This is a genomic window from Streptomyces tendae (genome assembly GCF_014650435.1).
Lineage (GTDB): Bacteria > Actinomycetota > Actinomycetes > Streptomycetales > Streptomycetaceae > Streptomyces > Streptomyces tendae.
This window is the reverse complement of sequence record NZ_BMUY01000010.1, coordinates 74,594-94,917: the sequence shown is the minus strand read 5'-3', so window position 1 is coordinate 94,917 and position 20,324 is coordinate 74,594. Positions and strand designations below refer to the sequence as shown.

Here is a 20,324-nt window from a genome sequence, read left to right as displayed (position 1 = left end):
TATCGCGCCCCGTTGACTGTCGTCACCAACACGATACGCTCGTTGCGCGAGCCCACCACGACAAAGGGGGCGAACCGCCATGGCCGATCCGCGCCCCGCGGACCCGCACCGCTCGGCCCACGTCGACACCTTCGCGCGCGACCACCTGCCGCCCCCCGAGCAGTGGCCGAAGCTCCTCTTCGAGCTGCCCGAGCTGCACTACCCGGCGCGGCTGAACTGCGCCGCCGAGCTGCTCGCCGGCCCGCCCGACGACCGCCCGGTCTTCCGCACCGCGTCCGGGGACACCTGGACGTACGGCGAGCTGCGGGACCGCGTCGACCGGATCGCGCACGTGCTCACCGCGGACCTCGGTGTCGTCCCGGGAAACCGGGTGCTGCTGCGCGGCCCCACCACCCCGTGGCTGGCCGCGTGCTGGCTGGCGGTGCTGAAGGCGGGCGCGGTGGCGGTCACCGTGCTGGCCCAGCAGCGCCCGCACGAACTGCGCGCGATCTGCGAGATCGCCCGGGTGCGGCACGCGCTGTGCGACGTCCGGGCCGTCGACGACCTGGCCAAGGCGGAGATCCCCGGCCTCGGGATCACCACGTACGGCGGGGACGCGCCGGACGACCTGCACGTCCGTACGGCGCCCGGCGGGACGCCCGGTCCGCCGTTCGAGGCCGTCGACACCGCCGCCGACGACGTGGCGCTGATCGCGTTCACCTCGGGCACCACCGGTCGACCCAAGGGCTGCATGCACTTCCACCGCGACGTGCTGGCGATCGCCGACACCTTCTCCGCGCAGGTGCTCGAGCCGCGCCCGGACGACCTCTTCGCGGGCAGCCCGCCGCTCGGTTTCACCTTCGGGCTCGGTGGTCTCGTGGTCTTCCCGATGCGGGCCGGGGCGTGCGCCCTGCTGCTGGAACAGGCGGGCCCCAGGCAGCTGTTGCCGGCCGTCGCCGAGCACCGGGTGTCGGTGCTGTTCACCGCGCCCACGGCGTACCGCGCGATGCTCGACGAACTGGACGCGTACGACGTGACGAGCCTCAGGCGCTGCGTCTCGGCGGGTGAAAACCTGCCCGCGGCCACCTGGCGGTCCTGGCACGAGCGCACCGGGCTGCGGATCATCAACGGCATCGGCGCCACCGAGCTGCTGCACATCTTCGTGTCCGCGGCGGACGACGCCATCAGGCCCGGCACGACGGGTGTGCCGGTGCCGGGGTGGCACGCGCGTGTGCAGGACGCGAACGGCGCGCCGGTCCCCGACGGGGAGCCCGGACTGCTGGCGGTGCGCGGGCCGGTGGGCTGCCGCTACCTGGCCGATCCGCGCCAGCGGGAGTACGTGCGCGACGGCTGGAACGTCACCGGGGACACCTACGTCCGCGAGCCCGACGGGTACTTCCGGTATGTGGCCCGCGCCGACGACATGATCATCTCCTCCGGGTACAACATCGCCGGTCCCGAGGTGGAGGACGCGCTGCTGCGCCATCCGGACGTGGTGGAGGCGGCGGTGGTGGGCCGTCCCGACCAGCGCCGGGGGCAGGTCGTGGTGGCGCACGCGGTGCTGCGGGAGGGGTCGGTGCGGGACGCGGACGCCCTGCGCGACTTCCTGCGGTCGGAGCTGGCGCCGTACAAGTGTCCGCGCGAGATCGTCTTCCTGGACGCGCTGCCGCGCACGGCGACCGGCAAGCTCCAGCGCTACCGCCTCCTCGGCCCGGCCGCCGACGACATAAGATGATCAACGTGTCCGACCAGCACGTACAGCACGCCCCGCGGTCCCTCATCGTCACGCTCTACGGCGCGTACGGTCGCTTCGCGCCGGGCCCGGTGCCCGTCGCCGAGCTGATCCGGCTCCTGTCGGCGGTCGGGGTGGACGCCCCCTCCGTGCGCTCGTCGGTGTCCCGGCTGAAGCGGCGCGGACTGCTGCTGCCGGCCCGTACGGCCGAGGGCGCGGCCGGTTACGAACTCTCCGCCGAGGCCCGCCAGTTGCTGGACGACGGAGACCGGCGCGTGTACGCGACCGCACCCCACGGGGACGAGGGCTGGGTGCTCGCCGTGTTCTCGGTGCCCGAGTCGGAACGGCAGAAGCGGCACGTCCTGCGCTCGCGCCTGGCCGGGCTCGGCTTCGGCACCGCGGCCCCCGGCGTGTGGATCGCCCCGGCCCGCCTGTACGCGGAGACCCGGCACGCGCTGGGCCGCCTGGGCCTGGACTCCTACGTGGACTTCTTCCGCGGGGAGCACCTGGGTTTCACGGCGACCGCCGAGGCGGTGGCCCGCTGGTGGGACCTGGCGGCGATCGCCAAGGAGCACGAGGCGTTCCTCGACCGCCACGCGCGCGTGCTGCACGACTGGGAGCGCCGCACGGACACGCCGCCCGAGGATGCCTACCGCGACTACCTCCTCGCCCTGGACTCCTGGCGCCACCTGCCCTACACGGATCCCGGGCTGCCCGCCGGGCTGCTGCCCGAGGGCTGGCCGGGCATGCGCTCGGCGGCCGTCTTCCGGGCGCTGCACGAGCGGCTGCGCGACGCGGGCGCGCACTACGCGGCGATGGACCCGACGCCACCCCCGGCAAACGAGCCCGAGTGAGTCACGTCACATTCTGACGGGATCAGCGAACCCTCAGCCTTCTCAGACCCTCTTCTCAGGTTTGTCACCTACCGTGCGGACGCATGAGTCTCGCACGCAACTTGAACCGGGCCCTCACCGTGACCACCGGCCTCCAGGTACGGAGAGCACCCCAGGCGGCGAAGGGGAGTCCGAAGGGAAGGCCGGGAAAGCAGGGGAAGCCGGGAAAGCAGGGGATGGAGTCCGCCGCGCGACCCGCCGCCCCGCAGGCGGCCGCGTACCGATGTCCGTCGGCCGAGGAACTGCCGACCGAACGACTGCTGCGACGACCCGTCTTCATCATCTCGTCCATCCGGTCCGGCTCCACCCTGCTGCGCATGATGCTGGGCGCCCACCCGCGGCTGCACGCCCCGCACGAGCTGCACATCGGCAAGCTGGAGGTGAGCTGCACCAACTGGTTCTCGGAGCGGGCGATGGGCGCCCTCGGCCTCGGGCGCGGCGACCTGGAGCACCTGCTGTGGGACCGCGTCCTGCACCGCGAACTCCTCGGATCCGGCAAGGACTTCGTGGTCGAGAAGACACCGGCCAACGTGTACATGTACCAGCGCCTCAAGGACTGCTGGCCCGACGCGCGCTTCGTCTTCCTGCTGCGCCACCCCGTGTCGATCGCCCGCTCGTGGCACGAGACCGACCCCGTCAAGCGGCCGCACGACACGGCCGTCACGGACGTGCTGCGCTACATGACGGCCGTCGAGGAGGCCCGTACCGCGGACGCCGACGGTTTCACCGTGCGCTACGAGGACATCACCGACGACCCCGAGCGCGAGATGCGCCGGCTGTGCGCGTACCTCGACGTCGACTACGCACCCCAGATGCTGAACTACGGCAAGAAGGGCAACGCCGAGCTGGTCAGGGGCCTGGGCGACTGGCGGGAGAACATCCGCACCGGCACCGTGCAGCCGGGGCGCGAGCTGCCCGGCAAGGACGAGGTCCCCGAGCGGCTGCGCCCGATGTGCGCGGCCTGGGGCTACCCGTCCTGACCCGGTCCGTGCAGCGTGAGCCTCGGCTTGGGGGCGTCGGTCCGCCCGGTGCGCGGTGGCCGGCTGCCCGCCCGGTACGGCGCCGGCCAGGCGGCGCCCGGTCCGTCGTAGCCCTGTTCGGCGGCGGCGTGCAGCGTCCAGTGCGGGTCGTAGAGGTGCGGGCGGGCCAGCGCGCACAGGTCGGTGCGTCCGGCCAGGACCAGCGAGTTGACGTCGTCCCAGGAGGAGATCGCGCCGACGGCGATCACCGGGACGCCCGCCTCGTGCCGGATGCGGTCGGCGTACGGGGTCTGGTACGACCGCCCGAACTCCGGCCGTTCACCGGTGACGACCTGGCCCGTGGACACGTCGATGGCGTCGGCCCCGTGCGCGGCGAAGGCCCGGGCGATCTCCACCGCCTCCTCGGCGCTCGTGCCGCCCTCGGCCCAGTCGGTGGCGGAGATCCGTACGGTCATGGGCCGCTCGTCGGGCCACACCTCGCGTACGGCGTCGAAGACCTCCAGCGGGAAGCGCAGCCGACCCTCCAGTGAACCGCCGTAGGCGTCGGTGCGGCGGTTGGTGAGCGGGGAGAGGAAGCCGGAGAGCAGGTAGCCGTGGGCGCAGTGCAGTTCGAGCAGGTCGAAACCGGCCCCGGCGGCCCGTCCGGCGGCAGCCCGGAACTGCTCCCGCACGTCGGTCAGTTGCGCCCCGGTCAGCTCGCCCGGGATCTGCCCGCCGGGCCGGTACGGCAGCGGGGAGGGCGCCACCAGGGGCCAGTTGCCCTCGGGCAGCGGTTCGTCCATGCCCTCCCACATCAGCCGGGTCGAGCCCTTGCGGCCGCTGTGGCCGAGCTGCACGCCGATCGCGGTGCCGGGCGCGCTGTCGTGCACGAAGTCGGTGATCCGCCGCCACGCCTCGCCCTGCCGGCCGGTGTAGAGGCCCGCGCAGCCGGGGGTGATGCGGCCCTCCGCGCTGACGCACACCATCTCGGTCATCACCAGTGCGGCGCCGCCGAGGGCCCTGGCCCCCAGGTGGACCAGGTGGAAGTCGCCGGGGACGCCGTCGGTGGCCGAGTACATGTCCATCGGGGAGACGACGACGCGGTTGCGCAGGGTCAGGCCGCGCAGCCGGAACGGGGTGAACATCGGGGGCGTGTGCGGCGGGCAGCCGAACTCGCGCTCAACGGAGTCCGTGAAGCCGGCGTCGCGCAGCCGCAGGTTCTCGTGGGTGACCCGGCGGCTGCGGGTGAGCAGGTTGAAGGCGAACTGGCGCGGCGGCTGGGCGAGGTAACGGTCCAGGTCCTCGAACCACTCCAGGCTGGCCTTGGCCGCCCGCTGGGTGGAGGCGACGACGGGACGCCGCTCCTCCTCGTAGGCACTGAGTGCCTCCTGGAGGGTGGGCCGCTCCGCCAGGCAGGCGGCGAGCGCGAGGGCGTCCTCCACGGCCAGCTTGGTGCCGGAGCCGATGGAGAAGTGGGCGGTGTGCGCGGCGTCGCCGATCAGGACGATGTTGCCGTGCGACCAGCGTTCGTTGACGACCGTGCGGAAGGTGGTCCACGCGGACTTGTTGGACCGCAGCGGGCGGCCGCCGAGCGCGTCGGCGAAGATCTTGCCGCAGCGGGCGGTGGATTCCGTCTCGTCCAGTTCGTCGAAGCCGGCCGCCCGCCAGACCTCCTCGCGCATCTCGACGATGACGGTGGAGGCGTCCGGCGCATAGGGGTAGCCGTGCAGTTGCATCACGCCGTGCTCGGTCTCGGCGATCTCGAAGCGGAACGCGTCGAAGGCGAAGTCGGCGGCGAGCCAGATGTAGCGGCAGCGGTGGGGGGTGAGGTGCGGCCGGAAGACGTCGCGGTACGCCTCGCGGGTGGCGCTGTGGACTCCGTCGGCGGCGACGACGAGGTCGTGGGTGCGCGCGAGCTCGTCCGGGGGCGGTGCCTCGGTGCGCAGGCGCAGGTCGACGCCAAGGTCGCGGCAGCGGTCGTGCAGGATTTCGAGGAGGCGGCGGCGGCCGAGGGCGGCGAAGCGGTGTCCTCCGGAGGTGTGGCGGGTGTTTCGGTGGACGATGTCGATGTCGTCCCAGCGGACGAAGTGGGTCTTGAGGGCCTCGTAGACGGCTGGGTCGGCGTGTTCGATGCCGCCCAGGGTCTCGTCGGAGAGGACTACGCCGAAGCCGAAGGTGTCGTCGGGGGCGTTGCGTTCGTAGACGGTGACCTCGCGGTCGGGGGCGAGGCGTTTGAGGAGGGCGGCGGTGTAGAGGCCGCCGGGGCCGCCGCCGATGATCGCCGCTTGTAGGAGGTGGCTGGTCTTCGCGGGCGAGTGCGGGTTTGTTGTGGTTGCTCGCGCAGTTCCCCGCGCCCCTGAGGTTGGCATGCTCCCCCGTGTCGACACCATCGCCCTACCTTCCTTGCCACTTCGGGGGGCGCTTCTCCGTGAAGGCCGCGTGGAACTCGGCGTAGTCCTCGCCGGTCATCAGGAGGGCCTGTGTGGACGCGTCCAGTTCCACCGCGGCCGCGAGCGGCATGTCCAGCTCGGCCGTGAGGAGGGCCTTGGTCTGGGCGTGGGCCAGGGCCGGGCCGTCGGCCAGGCGGCGGGCGAGGGTGTGGGCGGCCTCGTCGGCGCGGCCCTCCTCGGTCAGTTCGCTGATCAGGCCGATGCGCTCCGCCTCGGGCGCGCGGACCGTGTCGCCGAGCATGAGCAGGCGGGTGGCGTGGCCGAGGCCGACGACGCGGGGCAGCAGGTAGGCGGCGCCCATGTCGCCGCCGGAGAGGCCGACGCGGGTGAAGAGGAAGGCGAAGCGGGCGGTGGGGTCGGCGACGCGGAAGTCGGCGGCCAGGGCGAGGACCGCGCCCGCTCCGGCGGCGACCCCGTGCAGCGCGGCGATCACCGGGAACGGGCACTCCCGTACCGCCCGCACCACCTGGCCGGTCATCCGGTTGAAGTCGAGCAGCTCGGCGGTGTCCATGGACAGGGTCGCGCCGATGATCTCGTCCACGTCGCCGCCGGAGCAGAAGCCGCGCCCCTCGCCGGCCAGCACCAGCGCCCGCACGGACCGCCGGCGGGACAGCTCGGCGAGCAGGTCGCGCAGGTCGGCGTATGCCTCGAAGGTGAGCGCGTTGAGCTTGTCGGGGCGGGCGAGGGTGACGGTGGCGACGCCGTCGGTGATCTCGACGCGCAGGTGCCGCCAGTCGGGGGTGGGGGCGGCGGAGCCGGTGAAGGGACTCATGACACTCGAAGTTATCACCCTTCTGTGACTGTCGTCACGGGTGCGCGATAAGACGCCGGAGGCGTCGGTGTCGAGGGTCGAAGGTCCCGGGGGTGCCCGTCGAACGGCTCTGCCGGGTGGCGCCGTACCATTCATAAGGTTGAAAGCAGGACAGGACACCCCTGCTCCACGAAACGGACCTGCCGTGCACGATCACTCCCCCGCACCCGCCTCCTGGCGCATCGCACTGCCGCACTCCGCCGCGGCCGTGCCGGTGGCGCGTGCCCTGGTGCGCAACGCCCTGGCCGAGCTGGAGCACACGGCCGACGGCGACACCGCGGAGCTGCTCACGGCGGAGCTGGTGGCCAACGCCGTCGAGCACACCTCCGGGCGGACACCGATCGAGCTGGTGGTGGAGCTGATGCCGACCGGCTGCCAGGTGGAGGTGCACGACCCGGACCCGTCGCCGCCGGCCGACCTCACCCGGCCGGACGTGGAGCCGCCCGACCCGTGGCGCGAGGACGGGCGCGGACTGCTCCTGATCCGCGCCCTCAGCTCGTCCTGCGGCCACCGGCCCACCGGGGCGGGCAAGGCGGTCTGGTTCAGGCTTCCTGCGGTACCCGCTCAGCGTCGTCCGCACTGACGGCGGCCCGGGCCAGACGGGAGTGCCTGCGGCCGTAGGCCGTGTACACCAGCAGGCCCACCGCGAGGAACACCGCGAACTGGAGCCAGGTGGCGCCGCCGGTCTCGTACATCAGGTACAGGCAGAAGCCGACGCCGAGCAGCGGGGTCACCGGGTACAGCGGGACACGGAAGGTGCGGGCGAGGCCCGGTTCGCGGCGCCGCAGGGTGATCACCGAGACGTTGACGGCGGCCATGGTGGCGAGGGTGCCGATGGTGCACAGGTTGACCACCGCGTCGAGCGGTGCGAAGGCCGCCGGGAGGGCGAAGACCACGCCGACGATCAGGGTGCCGGCTACCGGGGTCGCGGTGCGCGGGGAGACCTTCTCGAAGACCCGGGGGATCAGCCCGTCCCGGGACATCGACATGAGGATCCGGGTCTGGCCGTACATCACGGCGAGCACCACCGAGGCGATGGCGACGACCGCGCCGAAGGCGACCACGCCACCGCCGATCGCGGAGCCGGTGACCTCGTCGACGACGTAGGAGAGCGCGGCGGGCCGGTTCCCGACCTGGTCGCCGCCCACGGCCCCGATCGCGGCGACGGCGACCGCGCAGTACAGCAGAGTGACCAGGCCGATGCAGACCAGGATGGCGACGGGGATGTCCCGGCGCGGGTTCTTGGCCTCCTCACCGGCCGTGGTGATGGCGTCGAAGCCGATGTACGAGAAGAAGGCGGCCGTGGTGCCGGCGCCGATGCCGCCGAGACCGGCCGGGGAGAACGGGGTGAGGTTGCCGTCCCGGAAGGCGGTGAAGCCGATGGCGCAGAAGGCGATCAGGACGGCCAGCTTGAGGACGGCCATCGCGGCCGTGGCGCGGGCGCTCTCCCGTACCCCGCGCACCAGGAGCACGCAGGCCAGGGCGATGACGATCACCGCGGGCAGGTTGACCGCGCCGCCGTCGCCGGGGCCCGCGGAGAGGGCGTGCGGGAGCTGGATGCCCAGGACGCTGTCGAGCAGTTCGTTGACGTACTGGCTCCAGCCGACCGCGACCGCCGAGACGGACACGCCGTACTCCAGGAGCAGGCACCAGCCGACGAGGAAGGCGGTCCGCTCGCCGAGCCCGGCGTAGGCGAAGGAGTACGAGGAGCCGGAGACCGGGATCGCGCCGCCCAGCTCGGCGAAGGCGAACGCGGTGAACACGCAGGTGATCGCGGCGAGGACGAAGGAGACGACGACGGCCGGGCCGGCCTCGGCGACCGAGTCGGACAGGCCGACGAAGATGCCGGTGCCGACGATCGCGCCGACGCCGAAGCAGACGAGCTGGAACAGCCCCATCGTGCGCTTGAGGCCGTGGCCTTCGCGGTCGGCGCCGGATTCGGCGACCAGGAGGTGGGGGGACTTGACGCGGGAAGCGGGCATTGCGGGTGGTGCTCGTTTCTGGTGGTGCGGGGGCGCGACGGTGGTCGCGGCCGGCGGCGCCGGAAGGGGTGGCTCCGGAGCCGCCGGTCAGCATAGGGCCCGGTGGGGTGGGCCGCGAAGAGGATCAGGCGAGGGTGGCGACGAGGACGGCCTTGATGGTGTGCAGCCGGTTCTCGGCCTCGTCGAAGACGACCGAGTGCTCCGACTCGAAGACCTCGTCGGTGACCTCCAGGGAGTCGAGCCCGTGGGCCTCGAAGATCTCCTGGCCGACCTTGGTGCCCAGGTCGTGGAAGGCGGGCAGGCAGTGCAGGAACTTGACGTCCGGGTTGCCGGTGGCGCGCAGCACGTCCATGGTCACGGCGTAGGGGGCCAGCGCCTTGATCCGCTCGGCCCAGACCTCCTTGGGCTCGCCCATGGAGACCCAGACGTCGGTGACGACGAACCCGGCGCCGCGCACCCCTTCGGCCACGTCCTCGGTGAGGGTGATGCGCGCCCCACTGGCCCCGGCGAGCCGGTGCGCCCGGTCGACGACCTCCTGGGCGGGCCAGTACGCCTTCGGGGCGACGATGCGCACGTCCATGCCGAGCAGGGCGCCGGTGACCAGGTAGGAGTTGCCCATGTTGAAGCGGGCGTCGCCGAGGTAGGCGAAGCCGATCTCCCGCAGGGGGCGGTCGCTGTGCTCGGTCATGGTGAGCACGTCGGCGAGCATCTGGGTGGGGTGCCAGTCGTCGGTCAGGCCGTTGTAGACGGGGACGCCGGCGAAGGCTGCCAACTCCTCGACCTTGGCCTGGCTGTCGCCGCGGTACTCGATGCCGTCGAACATACGCCCGAGTACGCGGGCGGTGTCCTTCACGGACTCCTTGTGCCCGATCTGCGATCCGGCCGGGTCGAGGTACGTGGTGGAGGCGCCCTGGTCGGCGGCGGCGACCTCGAACGCGCAGCGGGTGCGCGTCGAGGTCTTCTCGAAGATCAGCGCGATGTTCTTGCCGGCCAGGTACCGCGTCTCGGTCCCGGCCCGCTTGGCGGCCTTCAGCTCGGCGGCCAGCTCGAGCAGACCGCGGAACTCCTCCTCGGTGAAGTCGAGCTCCTTGAGGAAGTGGCGGCCGGTGAGGGCGGTCGGGACTGTCGCCATGAGGGCGCTCCAGAGATACGGGACGGGAACGGGGAACTGCTGGAACTATATACGAGATCCCGAATTCTTATACGGCAGTACGTTCGACCGGGCAGCTCATGCAGCGCGGCCCGCCCCGGCCCCGGCCCAGCTCGCTGCCCGGGATCTCGATCACCTCGATGCCCTGTTTGCGCAGGTGGGTGTTGGTGGTGGCGTTGCGTTCGTAGGCGACGACGACGCCCGGTTCGACGGCCAGGACGTTGCAGCCGTCGTCCCACTGCTCGCGCTCGGCCGCGTGCACGTCCTGGGTCGCGGTGAGGACCCGGATCTCACCGAGCCCGAGGGCGGCGGCCATCGCGCGGTGCATGTGCTCCGGCGGGTGGTCGGTCACCTTCAGGTCCTTCTCGCCGGCGCCCGGCTCGATGGTGTAGGAGCGGAGCATGCCGAGCCCGGCGTACTGGGTGAAGGTGTCGCCGTCGACCATCGTCATCACCGTGTCCAGGTGCATGAAGGCACGCCGCTTGGGCATGTCGAGGGCCACGATGGTCCGGGCGGACCCGGCGGCGAACAGCTTGTGGGCGAGCATCTCGACGGCCTGGGGCGTGGTGCGCTCGCTCATGCCGATGAGCACGGCGCCGTTGCCGATGACCAGGACGTCGCCACCCTCGATGGTGGAGGGGTAGTCGGCCTGCCCCTCGGACCAGAGGCGGAAGGTCTCGTCGCGGAACAGCGGGTGGTGCCGGTAGATCGCCTCGAAGTGGACCGTCTCGCGCTGCCGGGCGGGCCAGCGCATGGCGTTGATGGAGACGCCGTCGTAGATCCAGGCCGAGGTGTCCCGGGTGAAGAGGTGGTTGGGCAGCGGGCCGAGCAGGAAGTCGTCCAGCTCCATGGCGTGGAAGCGCACGGAGGTCGGCTCCGGGTGCGCGTCCAGGAACTCCCGCTTGGTCATGCCGCCGACCAGCCACTCGGCCAGCTCGTGGGCGGGCAGGCTCTCGAAGGCGGCCCGGAGGTGGTCCGTGGCCAGCACTCCGTACTCCTTCTCGTCGAAGACCCGGTCCAGGACGAGCCGCCGCGCGGCCGGCACGTCCAGGGTCTCGGTGAGCAGGTCGCCGAAGAGGTGCACCGCCACGCCGCGGTCGCGGAGCACGTCGGCGAACCCGTCGTGCTCGGCGCGCGCCCGGCGCACCCACAGCACGTCGTCGAAGAGAAGGGCGTCCTTGTTGCTGGGGGTGAGCCTTTTGAGCTCGAGATCCGGCCGGTGCAGGATGACGCGGGTGAGCCGCCCGGCTTCGGAGTCGACTTGGAATCCCATGCCTCCATCCTGACCACTCGGGCGCCGGTTCACCCCCTGTTCGCGCAGGCCCGTGACCACAGTGCGCCCTCCGGACGCCCCTGTGCGACGGCAGGGCACCGGGGCGCCGCCGCGTAAGGCGGGGCGACGGCCGGAGTGCCCGGCCGCACGTCAGGGGGAGGCCCGTTGAGTTTCGACACGCTGAGTTCCGACACGTTGAGTTCCAGCACGTTGAGTGCCGGTGCCTTGAGTTCCGATGCCTTGATCACCCACTTCGTGGGTGCCTCGGCGCTGATCCTGGTGGCCGCCCACAGCGGCGGGTGGCTGGCCCGGCGACTGGGGCAGCCGTACATCGTGGGCCAGCTGGCGACGGGGATCGCCCTCGGTCCCTCGCTGCTCGGCAGCACGGCCCCGGACGCGTACGCGGTCCTGTTCCCGGCGGCGATCGGTCCGGCGCTGACCGGGCTCGCGCAGTTCTCGCTGGTGGTGTTCCTGTTCGCGGTGGGCTACGAGCTGGACCTGAAGGTGCTCGGTGTCCGGGCGCGCAGCTCGGTGAACGTGGCGCTGGCCTCGTTCGCCGTGCCGATGGCCGTGGGCAGCGGCTGCGCCCTGCTGTTCGGGGACGCCCTGCACGACCTGGGCATGCCCAGGGACCTCTCGCCCGGCATGGTGGTCTTCGCGGGGGTCGCCCTGGCGACGACGGCGGTACCGGTGCTGACGGCCATCGTGCGCGAGAACGGGCTGTCCCGCACGGTGCCCGGAGTGGTGGCCGTCTCCGCCGCCGGGGTGCTGGACGCGATCTGCTGGACGGTGCTGGCGGGCGCGCTGCTGGAATCGGGGGGCGGGGACGGCGCCGGAGGGGGGCTCGACTGGCCGTGGCGGGTGCTGCTCACGGTCGGCTACGTCGCCCTGATGGCGTGCGCGGCCCGTCCGCTGCTGCGTCTGCTGCTGTGGCGGACCCGGCTGGAGCCCGCGCTGCGGATGGCGCTGCTCATCGGCTTCGCGCTCGGCTCGGCGTGGTTCACGCACGCGCTGGGACTGCATGTGATCTTCGGTGCGCTGCTCGCCGGCGTGGTCGTCCCGCGCGAGGAGGGCGGCACGCTCGACCCCGACCTGCTGCGGCCGCTGCTGTCCGTGGCCTCGCTGCTGCTGCCGTTCTTCTTCGTGCTGTCGGGCCAGTCCGTGGCGCTGAACAGCATGACGGGCACGGGCTGGGCCGCCCTGGCGGTGGTGACGCTGCTCGCGGTCGTGACGAAGATCGGCAGCGGGGCGGCGGCGGCCGGTCTGGGCGGCCTCGACCGGCACGACGCGTGGACGGTCGGCATCCTGCTCAACACCCGGGGGCTGACCGAGCTGATCGCCCTGAACGCGGGCCTGGACGCGGGCCTGCTGAGCGCCCCGCTCTACACGGTCCTGGTCTTCATGGCCCTCGCCACGACGCTGCTGACCCAGCCCCTCCTGCTGCTGAACGCGCGCTTCGCCACGCGTGAGCGCCGTCCGGAGTCGGCCCGGTCCACGGCGGTGAAGCCGTACGCCGGGTGACTCCGGCCGGCGCACGCCCCACCGCCGCGGCCCGATCACCGGATCACGGAGGTCACAGCCGCGGGTCCACCGGCTCCGACTCCAGAGCCAGCACTCCGAACACCGCCTCGTGCACGCGCCACAGCGGCTCGCCGTCCGCGAGGCGGTCCAGGGCCTCCAGGCCGAGGGCGTACTCGCGGATCGCCAGGGACCGCTTGTGGTTCAGGAACCGCTGCCTGAGGCGGGCGAGGTTGTCGGGGCGGGTGTACTCGGGGCCGTAGATGATGCGCAGGTACTCGCGGCCGCGGCACTTGATGCCGGGCTGCACCAGGCGGCCCTTCTCTCCCCCACTCTCGGCTTCGCTCGAGCGGGGGGACCCCCACCGGACGAGGGCGCCGATCGGCTTGACCACCATGCCCTCGCCGCCGCGGCCGGTCATCTCCAGCCACCAGTCGACACCCGCCGCCACCGACTCGGGGTCGCCGGTGTCGACGTACAGGCGCCGGGTGGTCTGCAACAGGCCGCTGCCGTCGTGCTCGACGATCCGGTCGATGAGGGCGAGCTGCTCGTCGTGCGGCAGGGCGGCCAGGCTGCGGCCCTGGACGGCCAGGATCTGGAACGGGGCCAGGCGGACGCCGTCCAGGCCGTCGGTGGGCCAGCAGTAGCGGCGGTAGGCGTCGGTGAAGGCGGCCGCGTCGGCGGACCGGGCGCGCTGGCGGTCGAGGAGGTCCTTCACCTCGACGCCGCGCGCCGCGGCACCCTCCAGCGCGGCCAGTGCGCCCGGGAACACCGCGCCGGAGGCGGCGCCCACGGCGGCGTACTGGGAACGCAGCAGGCCGGATGCCTTGAGCGACCAGGGCATCAGCTCGGTGTCGAGGAGCAGCCAGTCGGTGGCCAGTTCGTCCCACAGGCCGGCCTCGCCGATCGCGGTGCGCAGCCGGTCCAGGATCTCCTCGGTGAGCGAGGCGTCGTCGAGGAAGGGGCGGCCGGTGCGGGTGTAGAGGGACCCGGTGGGGCCGTCGACCCCGAAGCGGGTGCGGGCCGCGTCCGCGTCGCGGCAGACCAGGGCCACCGCCCGCGAGCCCATGTGCTTCTCCTCGCACACGACCCGCTCGACGCCGTCCGCCGCGTACTGCGCGAAGGCCTCCTTCGGGTGCTCCAGGTAGCCGTCCACACCCGAGGTCGCCGTCGGTGCCATGGTCGGCGGGAGGTACGGCAGCAGGCGGGGGTCGGTGGCGAAGCGGCTCATGACCTCCAGGGCCGCCGCGCCGTTCTCCTCGCGTACGGTGATCCGCCCGGCGTGCCGGGTCTCCACCACCCGGCGGCCCTGGACGTCGGCCAGGTCCAGCGGGCGGCCGTCGTGTCCGCCGGGCGCCTCGGTGCGCAGCGGCTTGGCCGGCTCGTACCAGACCCGCTCGGCCGGTACGTCGACGATCTCCCGCTCCGGCCAGCGCAGCGCGGTGAGCTTGCCGCCGAAGACGGCGCCGGTGTCCAGGCAGATGGTGTTGTTCAGCCAGGTGGCCTCCGGGACGGGGGTGTGGCCGTAGACGACCGCCGCCCGGCCCCGGTAGTCCTCGGCCCACGGGTAGCGCACGGGCAGGCCGAACTCGTCGGTCTCACCGGTGGTGTCGCCGTACAGGGCGTGGCTGCGGACCCGGCCGGAGGTGCGGCCGTGGTACTTCTCGGGCAGACCCGCGTGGCAGACCACGAGCCGGCCGCCGTCGAGGACGTAGTGGCTGACCAGGCCGTCGATGAACTCCCGTACCTCGGCGCGGAACTCCTCGCTCTCGCCCTCCATCTGCTCGACGGTCTCGGCGAGTCCGTGGGTGTGCTGGACCTTGCGGCCCTTGAGGAAGCGGCCGTACTTGTTCTCGTGGTTGCCGGGCACGCACAGCGCGTTGCCCGACTTGACCATGGACATCACGCGGCGCAGCACGCCGGGGCTGTCCGGGCCGCGGTCGACGAGGTCGCCGACGAAGACGGCGGTGCGGCCGTCGGGGTGGACGCCGTCGGTGTAGCCGAGCTTGCCGAGCAGGGTCTCCAGCTCGGCGGCGCAGCCGTGGACGTCGCCGACGATGTCGAAGGGGCCGGTGAGGTGGGTGAGGTCGTTGAACCGCTTCTCGGTGACGACGGTGGCGTGCTCGGCCTCCGCGACGCCGCGCAGCACGTGCACCTTGCGGAAGCCCTCGCGCTCCAGGTGGCGCAGGGAGCGGCGGAGTTCGCGGGTGTGGCGCTGGATGACCCGGCGGGGCATGTCGGCGCGGTCGGTGCGGGTGGCGTTGCGCTCGGCGCAGACCTGCTCGGGCACGTCGAGGACGATGGCGATGGGCAGCACGTCGTGCTTCCTGGCCAGCTCGATCAGCTGACGCCGGGCGTCCTGCTGCACGTTGGTCGCGTCGACGACGGTGCGGCGGCCCGCGGCGAGCCGCTTGCCCGCGATGTAGTGCAGGACGTCGAAGGCGTCGCGGCTGGCGCTCTGGTCGTTCTCGTCGTCGGCGACCAGGCCCCGGCAGAAGTCGGAGGAGATGACCTCGGTCGGCTTGAAGTGGCGCCGGGCGAAGGTGGACTTGCCGGAGCCGGAGGCGCCGATCAGCACGACGAGGGAGAGGTCGGTGACGGGCAGGGCGCGGGCCCGCACAGTGGTGCCGTCGGTGGTGCCGGGGATGCCGGGGGTGCCGGTGGTGTCCTCGGTGCTCATGCGGCCTTCGCCTCCTTCTCGGTCGCGGTGGTGGTCGGGGTGGTGGTCGCGGACCGGGTCCCGGTCGGGGTCTCGATGGTGAACAGGGCCAGCTGGGTGGGCGGGCCCACCTCGGGGTCGTCGGGTCCGACGGGGCGGAACTCCACGGCGTAGCCGTGCCGTTCGGCGACCGCCGCGGCCCAGGTGCGGAACTCCTCGCGGGTCCACTCGAAGCGGTGGTCGCGGTGGCGGACGTGACCGGCGGGCAGGCTCTCCCAGCGCACGTTGTACTCGACGTTGGGGGTGGTGACGACGACGGTGCGCGGGCGGGCCGAGCCGAAGACGGCGTACTCCAGGGCGGGCAGCCTCGGCAGGTCGAGGTGCTCGATCACCTCGCTGAGCACGGCGGCGTCGTAGCCCTTGAGGCGCTTGTCGGTGTAGGCGAGGGAACCCTGGAGGAGCTGGACGCGCCCGGCCTGCCGCTCGCCCATGCGGTCCAGCTTGAGCCGCCGGGAGGCGATGGTGAGGGCGCGCACCGACACGTCCACGCCGACGATCTCGGTGAACCGCGGCTCCTTGAGCAGCTCGCGCACCAGGTGCCCCTCGCCGCAGCCGAGGTCCAGGACGCGGGCGGCGGCACTCTCGCGCAGCGCGGTGAGGATCGCCTCGCGGCGCCGCACGGCGAGCGGGGCCGGCTTCTCCTCCTGCTCGGCCTCCGCCTCGACCGCGTTGTCGATCTCCTCGACCTCGCTGTCGTCGGTCTCGGCCAGCCGGATCAGCTCCAGCCGGTCCATCGCCTCGCGGGTCAGGGACCAGCGGCGGGACAGGTAGCGGCTGGTGATGAGCTTGTGCTCGGGGTGGCCGGGCAGCCAGCCCGCACCGGCCCGTAGCAGCTTGTCGACCTCGTCCGGGGAGACCCAGTAGTGCTTGGCGTCGTCGAGGACCGGGAGGAGGACGTACAGGTGGCGCAGGGCGTCCGAGACGGTGAGGGTCTCGGACTCCAGGACGAGCCGGACGTAGCGCGAGTCGCCCCACTCGGGGAACTCGGTGTCCAGCGGGACCGCCTCGACGGCGACCGTCCAGCCGAGCGGCTCGAACAGGCGCCGCACCAGGTCGGGGCCGCCGCGGGCGGGCAGCGCGGGCACCTCGACGCGCAGCGGCAGCGGCTGGGCGGCGCGCTCGGGGCGGGCCTTGCACACGCCGCGCATCGCGCTGGAGAAGACGTTGCTCAGCGCGACGGCCAGGAGGGACGAGGCCGCGTACGGACGGTCGTTGACGTACTGCGCGAGTGCCGCGTCGGGGGCGCCGCCGCGGCCCTTGCCCTTGCCGCGCCTGACCAGGGCCACCGCGTCGACCTCCAGCAGCAGTGCCGCCGTGCAGCGCTGCTCCTCCGCCTCCGGGTAGAGCACGTAGGCCGTGCCGAAGGAGGTGGAGAACGCCTGCGCGCGGTCGGGATGCTTGTGCAGCAGGAAACCGAGGTCGGTCGCGGGGCGCTCGGGGGTACCGGTGGTGGTGATGGTCAGGAACATGGGCCTCTCCGGCCGGGTCGGCGGTGCAACGGACGACTGCGTGGATGCCGTGCACACGAGAGCCCCCAGGGGGTGATCCCCGGGGGCTCCGGCAGGACGACGGTCACACCATCGCACAGGGCGGGTGACCGGCGCCTTCGGTTATCCGACGGTTCGACAGGCGGCCTCAGGCAAGCTGCGACTGGACCTGGGAGGAGATCAGCTCCAGGTGGTCCAGGTCGTCGAGGTCGAGGATCTGGAGGTAGATCCGCTGGGCGCCGGCCTCGGCGTAGCGGCCGATCTTCTCGACGACCTCGGCCGGGGAGCCCGCGAGGCCGTTGGCCTTCAGCTCGTCGACCTGGCGGCCGATGACGGCGGCGCGGCGGGCGACCTCGGCGTCGTCCTTGCCGACGCAGGCGACGAGGGCGTTGGAGTAGGTGAGGGCGTCCGCGCCGCGGCCGGCCGCCTCGGCGGCGGCCCGCACCCGGCCGAACTGGCGCTCGGTGTCCTCGATCGAGGCGAACGGCATGTTGAACTCGTCGGCGTACTGGCCGGCCAGCCGCGGGGTGCGGGTGGCTCCGTGGCCGCCGATGAGCACGGGCACCTTGGCCTGCGCGGGCTTGGGCAGCGCGGGCGAGTCGGTGAGGTCGTAGAACTGGCCGTGGAAGTCGAAGGTCTTGCCGGTCTCGGTGGCCCACAGGCCGGTGACGATCGCCAGCTGCTCCTCCAGGCGGCCGATCTTCTCCTTCGGGAAGGGGATGCCGTACGCCTTGTGCTCCTCCTCGAACCAGCCCGCACCCAGGCCCAGCTCGATGCGGCCGCCGGACATCTGGTCGACCTGGGCGACCTGGATGGCGAGGACGCCGGGCAGCCGGAAGGTGCCCGCGGTCATGAGGGTGCCCAGACGGATGCGCTTGGTCTCCCGGGCGAGGCCGGCCAGGGTGATCCAGGCGTCGGTGGGGCCGGGGAGGCCGTCCACGGCGCCCATGCGGAGGTAGTGGTCGCTGCGGAAGAAGGCGTCGAAGCCGAGGTCCTCGGTGGCCTTGGCCACGGTGAGCAAGGTGTCGTAGGTGGCCCCCTGCTGGGGCTCGGTGAAGATACGGAGATCCATGTCGTCCATCCTGCCTGCTGGGCGCGGGTGTCGGGCACAGGCTCCGGTCGCGACGCGCGGAACGCGGAACGCCTGGGAGCGCTAGCCCGCCTCCCGCTCCGGTAAGTGCGCTTCGCGGTCCGCCAGTTTGCGCAGCATCTCCAGGACCCGGTCCCGGGACTCGTCCGCCGCGTCGATCGCCTCCATGCACTCCCAGTACGTCGCCTCGTCGTCGGCGGCGCAGGCCACGCCCACGAGTGCGATGCCGGTCTCGCCGAGCAGGGTACCCAGGCGCATCAGGGCCTGCCGGGCGTCGCCCAGTTCGGTGAGCTGGGCGGCGCGCAGCTCGCCCGGGGCCAGCTCCGGCGTCCGCAGCACTCCGCAGCCGCGGCCCGCCAGCTCGGTCAGCCCGATGGCCTCGCCGCGCAGTTCGGGCGGGCCGTACACCGCCAGTCGGCTGCCGATCGCCTGGGCCAGTGCCTGCACCTGCCACACCTCCGTCAGGACGTCCGGCACCTCGCCACCGGCGGCCAGGGCACGCCCACTCGTCACGATGAGCCGCACAGCGTCCATGCGCTGCCCCCGTCTGTTCCGACGCGCTCGCGGCGCGTCCGCCCGAACTCCGTTGTCCACTACCCAGAGTGAAGGCGTGTGGGACGAAAAGCCAGAGGAAGGCGGAAATCTTCGGACACGATATTGATTTCTGGCCGGATTATGACTGCGGAGAGTGATAACGGAGTGGTTGACTCCTCCGGTCTCAGCCTTCCGGTCCGTCCGCCTCGCCCACGGGGAACCGGGACTCGTTGCGCTCGATCTTCGCCTCCAGCGCGGCCAGCGGGTCGACGCCGAGCACCTCGCAGAACTGGAGGAGGTAGGCCAGCACGTCGGCGACCTCGTCCCGCACCCGGTGCGCGGTGTCCGGGTCGGTCATGACGCGGGCCGACTGCTCGGGCGTCAACCACTGGAAGATCTCGAGGAGTTCGGCGGCCTCCACGCTCAACGCGGCGGCCAGGTTCTTGGGGGTGTGGTACGGCTGCCAGTCGCGCGCGGCGGCGAACTCGGCCAGCCTGCGCCGGAGCGCCGCGAGGTCACGGGGATGATCGGTCACGGCTCCAGGTGTACCACCGTGACGCCGCCCGATCCGTCCGCCCCCGCCACCCATGACGCGTCGGCGACCGCTCCGACCAGGCGGATGTGCCCCCGGTCGCACATCCGCGCCGCCAGCCGGAGCAGTTCGGCGCGCTGACGCACGTCGAGGCCGCGGTCGAAGCCGTCGGCCAGGACGGTGAGCGTCTGCAGCGCGGCGGGCACCTCGCCCGCCGGGTCGACCGCCAGCACCCCGGGCCCGGTGAACAGCACGAGTGCGAGGGCGAGGTAGCGCAGCTCGCCGTAGCCGAGGCGGGCGAGGCCGGTACGGACGCCGTCGCCCCGGTCGAGGAACGCGCGGACCACACCGCCGAGGACCGGTTCGGCCAGGACGTCCTCGACGGGGCCCGCGCATCCGGCCCGGACCGCCGTGACGAACTGCGCGTGCCTGCGCCCGCACTCGGCGCGGGTGCGCCACACCACGTCGGCGAGGTTGTCGCAGCCGCCGAGGAGGCGTCCGGAGCCGGTGGGCACGGGCTCCCGCATCCGGCCGGGCCGCGGATCACAGGCGAAGACGGAGCGCAGCGCGACCACCATCTGCTCGGCCGCCGCGAGCACCCTGCGCTGCCCGTCCGTCTTGCCGGCCACCCGCAGCGGCAGCAGCGGGGTGCCGAGCCGGTCGTCCGGCAGCGGGGCGCGGGTCACGGGTGCCGACCCGGCCGTGTGCCAGGCCGCCTGCACGGCACGGCGGCCGGGGTCTCGCAGGGCCGTCTCGAGGAGCACGACGCCGTCCGCGGTCAGCCGCTCCCCCACGATGCGCAGTTCGGGCTCGGCCTGCACGGCGACGTCCAGGTGCACGGGTCCCTGAGCGCCGTCGGCGGTGCAGCCGATGCGGAAGCCCCGGCGGTGCTGCGCGTCGGGCCGGGCCCGTTCGGGCACACAGGCGGTCGGGTCCGGGAACACCGCGCCGAGTTCCGCGCCGCCGCCGAGCCGGGCCAGGGCGTCGTAGGCCCTGAGCGCACTGGTCTTGCCGCTGCCGCTGGGCCCGGCCAGCACGGTGAGCGGCCCGAGCCGCAGCACGGCACGCCGGTGCCCGGCGAAGGCGGACAGCCGCAGCCGGGTGACGCGGGGGCGGTCGGGGACCGGCGCGACGGACGCCGGTAACGCGGAGGACGCAGGTGACGCGGAGGACGCAGATGACGCTGCCATATGCGGACCGTAGGACTCCGCCGGA

General features: G+C 72.7%; 16 protein-coding genes. 5 read left to right on the top strand and 11 right to left on the bottom strand.

Going from position 1 to position 20,324, the window contains the following annotated elements; genetic code table 11:
- Positions 1–16: 16 nt before the first annotated feature.
- The 3 genes from IE258_RS25640 to IE258_RS25630 all read left to right on the top strand — a co-directional run bounded on the left by IE258_RS25640 (position 17) and on the right by IE258_RS25630 (position 3,584).
- On the top strand, positions 17–1,714 hold the full coding sequence (locus IE258_RS25640) for an AMP-binding protein (RefSeq protein ID WP_189747621.1): 1,698 nt from the start codon (positions 17–19) through the stop codon (positions 1,712–1,714).
- Positions 1,711–2,565, top strand: a complete 855-nt coding sequence (locus IE258_RS25635; RefSeq protein ID WP_189747168.1) for a PaaX family transcriptional regulator — start codon at positions 1,711–1,713, stop codon at positions 2,563–2,565. The genes IE258_RS25640 and IE258_RS25635 overlap by 4 nt, the downstream gene beginning before the upstream one ends.
- 83 nt (positions 2,566–2,648) lie before the next feature.
- Positions 2,649–3,584: a sulfotransferase family protein gene (locus tag IE258_RS25630; RefSeq protein WP_189747166.1), complete on the top strand. Its 936-nt coding sequence runs from the start codon at positions 2,649–2,651 to the stop codon at positions 3,582–3,584.
- On the opposite strand, the gene IE258_RS25625 is transcribed toward IE258_RS25630, so the two are convergent.
- Together IE258_RS25625 and IE258_RS25620 are read right to left on the bottom strand one after the other, a co-directional pair.
- The gene (locus IE258_RS25625) at positions 3,572–5,932 is read right to left on the bottom strand and encodes a bifunctional salicylyl-CoA 5-hydroxylase/oxidoreductase (RefSeq protein WP_444545804.1); all 2,361 of its coding nucleotides are present in this window, start codon (positions 5,930–5,932) and stop codon (positions 3,572–3,574) included. The genes IE258_RS25630 and IE258_RS25625 overlap by 13 nt on opposite strands.
- 25 nt (positions 5,933–5,957) lie before the next feature.
- Positions 5,958–6,785 (bottom strand): enoyl-CoA hydratase family protein, encoded by an 828-nt coding sequence (locus IE258_RS25620; RefSeq protein ID WP_189747162.1) that lies wholly within the window; start codon positions 6,783–6,785, stop codon positions 5,958–5,960.
- A gap of 184 nt (positions 6,786–6,969) precedes the next feature.
- On the opposite strand from IE258_RS25620, the gene IE258_RS25615 reads away from it, so the two are divergent.
- On the top strand, positions 6,970–7,407 hold the full coding sequence (locus IE258_RS25615) for an ATP-binding protein (RefSeq protein ID WP_161378637.1): 438 nt from the start codon (positions 6,970–6,972) through the stop codon (positions 7,405–7,407).
- Here IE258_RS25615 and IE258_RS25610 read toward each other — a convergent pair.
- The 3 genes from IE258_RS25610 to IE258_RS25600 form a co-directional block, all read right to left on the bottom strand.
- Positions 7,367–8,806, bottom strand: a complete 1,440-nt coding sequence (locus IE258_RS25610) for an amino acid permease (protein WP_189747160.1) — start codon at positions 8,804–8,806, stop codon at positions 7,367–7,369. The genes IE258_RS25615 and IE258_RS25610 overlap by 41 nt on opposite strands.
- A 124-nt stretch (positions 8,807–8,930) precedes the next feature.
- Positions 8,931–9,938 (bottom strand): ornithine carbamoyltransferase, encoded by a 1,008-nt coding sequence (gene argF / locus IE258_RS25605; protein ID WP_189747158.1) that lies wholly within the window; start codon positions 9,936–9,938, stop codon positions 8,931–8,933.
- Positions 9,939–10,005: 67 nt separating this feature from the next.
- Complete coding sequence (locus IE258_RS25600; RefSeq protein ID WP_189747156.1) at positions 10,006–11,229, bottom strand: arginine deiminase; 1,224 nt, start codon at positions 11,227–11,229, stop codon at positions 10,006–10,008.
- 225 nt (positions 11,230–11,454) lie between these two features.
- On the opposite strand from IE258_RS25600, the gene IE258_RS25595 reads away from it, so the two are divergent.
- Positions 11,455–12,750: a cation:proton antiporter gene (locus tag IE258_RS25595; RefSeq protein ID WP_189747154.1), complete on the top strand. Its 1,296-nt coding sequence runs from the start codon at positions 11,455–11,457 to the stop codon at positions 12,748–12,750.
- A 52-nt stretch (positions 12,751–12,802) separates the two neighbouring features.
- On the opposite strand, the gene IE258_RS25590 is transcribed toward IE258_RS25595, so the two are convergent.
- From IE258_RS25590 to IE258_RS25565, 6 genes are all read right to left on the bottom strand, one after another.
- The gene (locus IE258_RS25590; protein WP_229892410.1) at positions 12,803–15,427 is read right to left on the bottom strand and encodes a polynucleotide kinase-phosphatase; all 2,625 of its coding nucleotides are present in this window, start codon (positions 15,425–15,427) and stop codon (positions 12,803–12,805) included.
- On the bottom strand, positions 15,424–16,935 hold the full coding sequence (locus IE258_RS25585) for a 3' terminal RNA ribose 2'-O-methyltransferase Hen1 (protein WP_189747152.1): 1,512 nt from the start codon (positions 16,933–16,935) through the stop codon (positions 15,424–15,426). The genes IE258_RS25590 and IE258_RS25585 overlap by 4 nt, the downstream gene beginning before the upstream one ends.
- 166 nt (positions 16,936–17,101) lie before the next feature.
- Positions 17,102–18,025, bottom strand: coding sequence for an LLM class F420-dependent oxidoreductase (locus tag IE258_RS25580; RefSeq protein WP_159329048.1), 924 nt, complete (start codon positions 18,023–18,025; stop codon positions 17,102–17,104).
- 81 nt (positions 18,026–18,106) lie between these two features.
- Positions 18,107–18,577: a DUF6099 family protein gene (locus tag IE258_RS25575; protein WP_189747150.1), complete on the bottom strand. Its 471-nt coding sequence runs from the start codon at positions 18,575–18,577 to the stop codon at positions 18,107–18,109.
- A gap of 184 nt (positions 18,578–18,761) precedes the next feature.
- Positions 18,762–19,112 (bottom strand): nucleotide pyrophosphohydrolase, encoded by a 351-nt coding sequence (locus IE258_RS25570; protein WP_189747148.1) that lies wholly within the window; start codon positions 19,110–19,112, stop codon positions 18,762–18,764.
- Complete coding sequence (locus IE258_RS25565; RefSeq protein WP_189747146.1) at positions 19,109–20,299, bottom strand: AAA family ATPase; 1,191 nt, start codon at positions 20,297–20,299, stop codon at positions 19,109–19,111. Before IE258_RS25565 ends, IE258_RS25570 begins: the two co-directional genes overlap by 4 nt.
- Positions 20,300–20,324: the final 25 nt, after the last annotated feature.